The sequence below is a fragment of the Sporosarcina sp. P32b genome, from assembly GCF_002743335.1.
In the GTDB taxonomy this organism is placed as follows: Bacteria; Bacillota; Bacilli; order Bacillales_A; family Planococcaceae; genus Sporosarcina.
In genome coordinates this window covers 287515-295413 of sequence record NZ_PDZB01000003.1, presented here as the reverse complement: position 1 = coordinate 295413, position 7899 = coordinate 287515, and the positions used below count along the sequence as shown (strand labels likewise).

The 7899-nt window shown below is 39.7% G+C and carries 9 protein-coding genes; 1 reads left to right on the top strand and 8 read right to left on the bottom strand.

Translation table 11 applies throughout. From position 1 onward, the window contains the following. From CSV64_RS04550 to CSV64_RS04520, 7 genes are all read right to left on the bottom strand, one after another. Positions 1 to 261: helix-turn-helix domain-containing protein (locus CSV64_RS04550; protein ID WP_143565306.1), on the bottom strand; the 261-nt coding region annotated here is incomplete at its 3' end. A 395-nt stretch (positions 262 to 656) separates the two neighbouring features. After that, the gene (locus CSV64_RS04545; RefSeq protein ID WP_099633000.1) at positions 657 to 1532 is read right to left on the bottom strand and encodes a hypothetical protein; all 876 of its coding nucleotides are present in this window, start codon (positions 1530 to 1532) and stop codon (positions 657 to 659) included. Between the two features lie 365 nt (positions 1533 to 1897). Continuing rightward, positions 1898 to 2542, bottom strand: coding sequence for a hypothetical protein (locus CSV64_RS04540; RefSeq protein ID WP_099632999.1), 645 nt, complete (start codon positions 2540 to 2542; stop codon positions 1898 to 1900). A 634-nt stretch (positions 2543 to 3176) separates the two neighbouring features. Next, positions 3177 to 3539 carry a hypothetical protein gene (locus CSV64_RS04535; protein ID WP_099632998.1) on the bottom strand — a complete coding sequence of 121 codons (363 nt, stop codon included), beginning with the start codon at positions 3537 to 3539 and terminating at the stop codon, positions 3177 to 3179. A gap of 180 nt (positions 3540 to 3719) precedes the next feature. After that, the gene (locus tag CSV64_RS04530; RefSeq protein WP_099632997.1) at positions 3720 to 4445 is read right to left on the bottom strand and encodes a YebC/PmpR family DNA-binding transcriptional regulator; all 726 of its coding nucleotides are present in this window, start codon (positions 4443 to 4445) and stop codon (positions 3720 to 3722) included. A 12-nt stretch (positions 4446 to 4457) separates the two neighbouring features. Beyond that, complete coding sequence (locus CSV64_RS04525) at positions 4458 to 5327, bottom strand: phosphotransferase (RefSeq protein WP_099632996.1); 870 nt, start codon at positions 5325 to 5327, stop codon at positions 4458 to 4460. Positions 5328 to 5333: 6 nt separating this feature from the next. Continuing rightward, a complete protein-coding gene (locus CSV64_RS04520; RefSeq protein ID WP_233190369.1) occupies positions 5334 to 6461 on the bottom strand; it encodes a LysM peptidoglycan-binding domain-containing protein in 1128 nt (375 codons plus the stop codon). A 148-nt stretch (positions 6462 to 6609) separates the two neighbouring features. Between CSV64_RS04520 and CSV64_RS16610 the strand changes: the two genes are divergently transcribed. Further along, positions 6610 to 6750 (top strand): hypothetical protein, encoded by a 141-nt coding sequence (locus tag CSV64_RS16610; protein WP_158232981.1) that lies wholly within the window; start codon positions 6610 to 6612, stop codon positions 6748 to 6750. 243 nt (positions 6751 to 6993) lie between these two features. Here CSV64_RS16610 and pheA read toward each other — a convergent pair whose 3' ends face one another. Continuing rightward, on the bottom strand, positions 6994 to 7878 hold the full coding sequence (gene pheA, locus CSV64_RS04515; protein WP_099632994.1) for a prephenate dehydratase: 885 nt from the start codon (positions 7876 to 7878) through the stop codon (positions 6994 to 6996). Positions 7879 to 7899 lie beyond the last annotated feature (21 nt).

The window sequence follows — 7899 nt, the reverse complement described above, 5'->3', positions numbered from 1 at the left end:
GTGAAGTGCCGTTTCTGACCGCGAAGCGCCTGTCCTTTTCATAAAGCTTAGTACATCCAGCTTGAATTGAACAGGATAAACTTCACGGATTTTCCTTCTAAATAATCCTTCCACACCGTACTTTTTATAAGCGTTCACCCAATTCCTTATCTGTATATCAGCTTTTACGCCATGCTTTTTAGCCAATGTCTTATACCCGGATCGTCCATCGAGATATTCTTGAACAAGCTTCAGCTTAAACTTCTCGCTATATTTAACCATAAGAAAACACCCCAAAAGTTAGATTGTAGCTCTAACTTTTTGGGTGCACATCACAGGATAGACTTTTTTTAAAGTGTCTTTCGTATAGGGTACATTTTATTAGATGTGACTTAAATAGTTTTTATATTTCTTCGCCTATTACTAGTAATGCTGAATGTACTAGTTCTCTTCGGGGACCATTTATTTCCCTATGTTCTTCCTCTATGTCGGTTTAATAGGCAGTGTATTTAATGTCAATTACTATCTCATGACGGTTGTTCTCTAAATACTTATTAATGACATCATCTATATTCATGCTGGAAACCGCTTCTAATAACGTAACTTTCTTGACTTTATACATATCATTCACCCCCTTATATCAAAACCAATTCGACATAAAAGAGATAATACCTTAATTAATCTTGAAAAGCTGTTAAAATTTCATCAGTAAAATAAAGATATTTATAGTTTGGATAAACCCATTGTTCTCTTTGACTATATGATGTAACAGTTCTATTAACTTTATCTGGTTCTCCCCACGTAGATTTAAGGACTTCATCTTTAGACATACCAAGTATCGGATTCTTTATCTCGATTTTAACAATATCTAAATTTCTTGAATTAATTGAGTTATATCTCTCAATCCATACACCTAGTGATCCATTTATGGCTGATGCATAATCCAATATTTCATCAGATAAAACACCATCATAGAACGGTGAGATATTAACGAATGGGTTACTGGGTACGTAGCCCGTTTCATCTAATTCTTTACTTTTTGCATACTCGTACATTGCATCCGTAGATTCATTTTTAATAAAACGTGAATATGCTTCTTTTGCTTTTGTGTACTCTCCATTCATGATCGGATATTTCATGGAGTTAGTTATGTTTTCTATTTCTTGCTTACGGAAATTTATTATCTTTTCATTTAAACTATCTTCAATTATAGAGTAGTCAAACCAATACTCATTTTTATAAAAATCATCTTTAGATTTTTGAAATGCACTCTCAACAGCAAGATTGTACACTTCAATTATCTCATCTGATCTATTAGTGTAATCTCCTGTTTGAGTAAATGTAGTGTAGTAGTCAAAGAATATAGATTCTTCATTTCCCTCTTCCAGTATACGTTTATAGTCATCTACGATTTTTAATTGTTGCTCTTCTTTACTTTCTTCTTTAACCACAGCATCTAAATCATTTTTATTTAACTCCTCAGAATTATTTTTACTGCAACCAACAATTAAAATAATTAGAAGTATTGGAAAAAATAATATACTTTCACGCACAAAAACCTCTCCTTATGGTAATATAATCCTGTATATATATTACCATACAAAAAGTTCTAATTGTTAGATTGCTTAATATATTGTAAGTACAAACCACTACATAGAATTTCATTTTGAATTACAATGATTAATACTAAATAGTGAAAATATAAGGAAAGAGCATAAGGGAAATCTGTTCCCATATACTATGTATGTGAAGTTAGGCGATACCTAACGATATTATGTTCCCATGGAAAGTAGTGAATGCCTTGCAAGTAAGTCACAAAAATAGAGAAAATCAGCCACCTAAATCTACACTATTTCTCCTCTATTTCATTTTTATGCATAATAAAAACACCCTTAACGAAAGGGTGTTCAATAGATAATTAATCTGAAATTATTTCTTTTTCTTCCTCTTTTTCTTCCTCTTTATTTTTCTCGTAATCTTCTTTCAACTTTTTAATATCGGCTGGTAAAGTAATTAACAACTCTTCTTGTTGTTGTTCAAATTGACTATATAGGTCGTTGGTTTTTCTATTAAAATCAATTAAAGATCCAGTAGGCGACAACGCCTGATCTACCATTTTAGTATAAACACCATACATTTGTTTTATTAGTGTATACGTTTCCACATATTCGGCAGGGGGACTTTGGAGTATTTTCATGTTCTCTCTTATCTTCTCTCGCCCTTTTTCTCTTGCTTCTATCATTCCATTCTCTGTTAATCTCTCTTTATATTCGCTGATTTTTGTACTAAAGTCGTTTCGTTTGTCAATAGCGTTTCTCCATACGTCGGAGTAATTGGCTACTATAACACTTGATAATAAAAATTCAAAATACATTTCAACTGAGGTTTCTGCTAGGATAGTGGCGTATTCCTGCTTTTTTTTCTCTTTTTGCAAATTTTGATATTTCATTACACCAAAAATTCCACTTAAAATTATAACAATAGCTAAAATACTTACAATAATGATCTTATTACTCTTCTTCTTTGGGGTCAGTTCCTTATTAATACTTTCACTACTATCCAATATATATATCCCTCCTAGCAATTTCATCCTATTTCTATACTACCATAATACCTACTAAATTTGGAAGTCCATTTTAAAAATAAAATGTGTTCTATTAAAAGGACGTTAATTTAATTGTTTTCCGAAATACTATTTTGAATTTTCACTATTTTAAAATTTGTATTGAGATTGTCCTAACACTTTTAGCACGATACACTCGTTGTAATTTTCCCTATATAACAGTGCAATATATACTTTTTCGCACTTTTCTCCCTATTCACCGCAATTCACACTCAAAGTTTGCTACTCTTTTTGCACCCTTTTGCACTTCACTCAACTAGAGCATTAAACGCACCTGACTACAACAATCAGCCACTCTTGTATCATACGCTCCTTCTCCATCTGCATGTCCTCGATATAAGTGTTCTTCTCGAGCATCGATTCAACGCTCATGCCGTTGATCTCTCTTAGCGTTTAAGATTCTCAATGATTTCTCTGTCGTTCAGAGGGATGTTGTATGAAAACACAAAGCCCAAACTGTAATACTCAGTTCTTTTTCAATATTGGACTAATTAGAAAATACCTTTATTTTATACATTTTCAATTAATCTCTATATTTGTATCTAGTACACCATTGTGGTGTATATTGATTAATTCACTTGCTCGTATACCTGTATCTACAAAGAAAAGTACAATCAGTTTCCTTTGACAGTAGTATTATTCTTTCAAGGATATAACCCTCTTTCACACAATAAACAAACAGTGATCTCACACTTTTTAATATGCCATTAGTGTAGGTTGCTTTTCTTCCTATTCCTTTCAGATACATAAAATAGGATTTAATATGAGTTGACTTAGCCCCTTCAAGTTCACTAAACTCTAATTCTGTTGCAATATATTGGAAGGACGCTAAATTGTTATTCTTGAAACCTCTATTTGCCTTTTCAGAATAGTTTTTGCTTTTAATATCATAAATATATTCTTTTAAAACTTCTTTTAAAACATCTTCCAACAACAAAAAAGACACTTCCCACTAAGTAAGTTTTCAACAATACTTGTAGGAAATGTCTCTTTGAATGTCATAAATAATTCAGGTTCATTTATACATGTATATCGTAACAAAAGCGATATTTCTACATGTAACATTTAATAAAAACCCTCTTCAAACCCTTGATTTATCTACGTTTAGATGCATTCATTACTCATCCGATGCATTAGAATAGACGTTTTGTACATCGTCGTCGTCTTCCAACGCATCGATCATATTCATAAATTGTTCTTGTTGCTCTTCGGTCAAATCCGCATAAACGGATGGAACCATATCTACTTCTGCTGAAATAAATACTAAATCTTCCGCTTCAAGCGCTTCTTTTACATTCAGGAATTCAGAAGGTTCCGTCAGAATTTCAAATCCATCTTCTGTTGAAATAACATCTTCTGCCCCTGCTTCCAAAGCCGCCAGCATGACTGCGTCCTCGTCCGTTTCTTGCGTACGTTCGATGAACAAACGGCCTTTGCGTTCAAATAAATAGTTGACGGAGCCAGTTTCTCCTAAACTACCGCCATTTTTATTGAATGCCACGCGCATATTGGGTGCTGTACGATTGCGGTTTTCTGTCAGGGTATAGACGAGGACAGCGACGCCGCCTGGCCCGTACCCTTCGTAAATTACTTCTTCATAGTTTTCATCCGCACCCGAACCTGTTGCTTTATCAATTGCCCGCTGAATAACATCATTTGGGACATTTACACTCTTAGACTTATCGATTGCTAGACGTAAAGCTGGATTCGTGTCCGGATCGTCTCCGCCAGACTTTGCTGCGACGTAAATTTCACGCGACATCTTCTGAAAGATCTTTCCTCGTTTTGCATCCTGTGCGCCTTTTCTGTTCTGGATATTTTTCCACTTGGAATGGCCTGCCATGGATCAAACCTCCTACTTCATCATTCGCTCTATATCATACCATAATCTTGGCCAATGTGAGAGCGCAGTATCTGTAAAATGCAGAAGTTTGCTAGCCATCCGTTGTTGCTGCGCTAGTGGCAATGACAACAGATGCAACCATTCCCGAAGTACTTCATTTGGATATAAAAGCTTCGCTAACGACTGGTTTGACAAGGTTTGCAGCGCCGGATGCTCCCCCATCAAAAAAGTCGGATTATAGGAAATTTGCGGCAACACACGATGCATCCATAACACACGTTCATCCTCTTCCGTTCCGAGGCACGCTAAATCAAAATCTATAAAGCGGATATTCCCAGTCGAGTCCCGCAAAATATTATGATGTACGACATCGCCATGCAATAGCGTCAGAGAGTGAACAGGAGGTGGTTCTTTTTTGGCAATCTGCAATGCACCCCGTCCATACTGTAACAGCTGGTCAATCGTCGAAGAAGTAAGAAACGCCCCACACATTTCCCGCAACTCTTCAAAGCGTGCAAGACGGATTTCCCACTTCTCAATCATATGATAATGCGGCAGACAGGAAATCGACTGCCAATCAATCGTATATTTCGTATCATGTAATGCTTGCAGCGCACGGAACGAGTCGATACGGTCAATTCTACGCTTAAAGTTGACCGCTTTCGCATTTTCGAGCCACGGCTGCATGATTAACAAAGGATCCGATTTATCGACAATCGGCAAGATATATGGAAAATGTTGTGCACTAAGTAATTGATGTACTTGCCGAACTTTCACAGCTTGAGCGAGTGATGCATACTTCTTTACAGAATACATGGCTCCGTCTGATTCCATTTTCCAGACATTCTTTTTGATTTTGGTAAATCGCTGATTGTCTGCCATACGCGGTTACTGGTTTCGGTGCCAGTCCTCCTGTATTGGCATCGGCTGTTGTGGAGGTGTATTACACCCACAATCACCCTGATAACCTGGAGGTTGTTGCCACATCGGCGGCATTGGCATCTGTGGCATTGGCATCGGCATCATTTGTGGATACGGCATCCATTGCATCGCTGGCATACATTCCGGTTGTGTCGGCCATTGAGGCTGGACCGGCCAATTCGGTGAGCAATGCGGCTGATTTGACGGACACCATGACGGTGGCGTCTCCGCTTTAGGCGGCATCGTTGGTTGTTGCGGCATTGGCATTGGCATCGGCTGTTGTGGCATTGGCTGCATCACAGGCGGCTTTGGTTGAGGCATCGGATTCGGTTTCATGTGTAATGAACTCGATTCGATCAACTGCCAACCGTCCGGCATCGGTGCGGGAACAGGTTTATGGTGATGGGGTGACTCTTCACACCACTTAGATGATTCTTTGGGCGGCATCGGTTTGATTGGCGCTTGCATAGGCGGTTGCATCGGCGGCATAGGCTGCATAGGTTGTTGCGGCATATGTGGATGGCAGTCCGCATCGAAAATTGGCATCCAACCGCAAATCGGGAATACTGCCTGCCACATCGGTGGAGCCTGCATAGGCGGCATCGGCATATGAGGCACTGCTGGTGAAGTCTGCGATTGTTGCGGCATCGGTGGCGGTGCTGGGACCGGTGGCGGTACTTGTGGCAAAGGCTTCTGCTGCATCGGTGGCAACTGTGGTCTCTGTGGCATCTGTGGCGCTTGTGGTAGCGGCGGCACTTGATGCTTCGGTGGTTTCGTTTGTGGAGGTGCCGGTTTAGAAGGCTTCTCCTGGTGTGGCGGCTTCATCGGTGCTTCATGATGCGGTTTCTCATGTGGTTTTTCATGGTGTGGCTTTTCATGGTGCGGTTTTTCATGTGGTTTCTCCTGGGGTGGCGTATGATCACCTTTATGATGAGGCTTTTTCTTATCCATCGGCAAAAATATTTTCATGCCGGGAACGATATAGTCCGGATTCGCCAGGTGCGCATTCACCCGCTTCAGTTCCTCGAACGGTATACCGTATTGTCTTGCGATCTTCCATAATGTATCACCCTTGACGACAATATGAACTTCCACTAACAATTCCCCCTTCCATCAATCCATCGTATGAACGGACGCCTACTTTTGTGACAATATGTGTAGGCCTCCTCTCTTGTTATGTATATTCAACAGGGACTTGTTTATTCCAAATAAAAAACCATCCTGATGAATAGAGGATGGTGGAATGAAGACAGTTCAATTAGAGAGTGTATGGGATTTCCGCTCCGGCTATGGACGCTTTTCCGGTGGGCGTGGCTTGAGCTTCCGCTTTAATCCTACGTTTATAGTGGATGGACATAGAACTCTTATTTGCGATAATGTGTGAATTAGTAAAGCCCCTGAACTTAGTTAAGTTCAGGGGCTTTACTGGTTTTATTTCAAGTGCAGTTACCTATTACAAACCAACATGCAATGAACATTGATACGTATCAACTAGTCATACTGTTGGAGCAAAAGCGAAGCGTTCGAAGAATATCTTTGCACTAGTGACTAGTTGGCTCCATCTCGAATGGGATATGCGTCCCCTCCGTAGCACCAATCCACTCACGTATACCGTGCCAGCCTATCCTTAAGAGATAAATTCACCAGACTCGTAGACATAGTACGTTCCGAACGAGCGTGCTGTACAGCCTAGTGCGTCTAGTTCTTCCATCGCGCCCTTCATCATCGGATGTTCCTCCGACTCGTTAATATCAATAATAAAGAAATAATGACCAAGACCCGTCTTTAATGGACGTGATTCGATCTTACTCAAGTTCAACCGGCGCCACGAGAACACCGACAGAATCTGATGTAGCATCCCTGGACGGTCGTCTTCAGGCAACTTTACCATCAACGTCGTCTTCATCGAAGAAGCATGCTTCGAATGCTCTAACTTCTCCTTACGCAACGACAGCACGACGAAACGTGTGTGATTGAAGTGGAAGTCATGAATATTCTCTTCTGCTATATGTAAGCCGTACGTTTCTGCTGCCAAACGGTTGCCAATTGCCGCAACACGTAAGTCTGGCTGTTCAGAAATAGATTTCGCTGCAGCTGCCGTAGACGTCGTCTGAATCAATGGAACTCCGCGGAAACGATATTGCAAAAACTTATGACATTGTGCCAACGCATGCGGATGAGACTGAATCGAATCCAATTCATTCAAGTGATGGATCTGCGATTTATTCACTAGCATATGCTGCTCAATTGGCGTGGAAATTTCAGCTGTGATAAACAATTCTTCACTATTAAATAAATAATCAATCGTTAACGGTACGGAACCTTCAAGTGCATTTTCTAACGGAACGACTGCATAGGCAACATGGCCTTCTGTCACCGCTTCTATACAATCTGGAATCGTCGGACGTGGCGTTAAGCCTTCCATGCCGAATAAATCAGACGCTGCAATATGAGTGAATGATGCTTCAGGTCCCAAATACGCAACGGAAGGTATATACTTCTTTTCTGTCATGATTCTTTCATCTCCCCACTG

What these genes read in the sequence shown, in the direction of transcription:
- CSV64_RS04530 (WP_099632997.1), bottom strand. Translation starts at nt 4,445, where the DNA reads ATGGCAGGCCATTCCAAGTGGAAAAATATCCAGAACAGAAAAGGCGCA.
- CSV64_RS04525 (WP_099632996.1), bottom strand. Translation starts at nt 5,327, where the DNA reads ATGGCAGACAATCAGCGATTTACCAAAATCAAAAAGAATGTCTGGAAA.
- CSV64_RS16610 (WP_158232981.1), top strand. Translation starts at nt 6,610, where the DNA reads ATGAAGACAGTTCAATTAGAGAGTGTATGGGATTTCCGCTCCGGCTAT.
- pheA (WP_099632994.1), bottom strand. Translation starts at nt 7,878, where the DNA reads ATGACAGAAAAGAAGTATATACCTTCCGTTGCGTATTTGGGACCTGAA.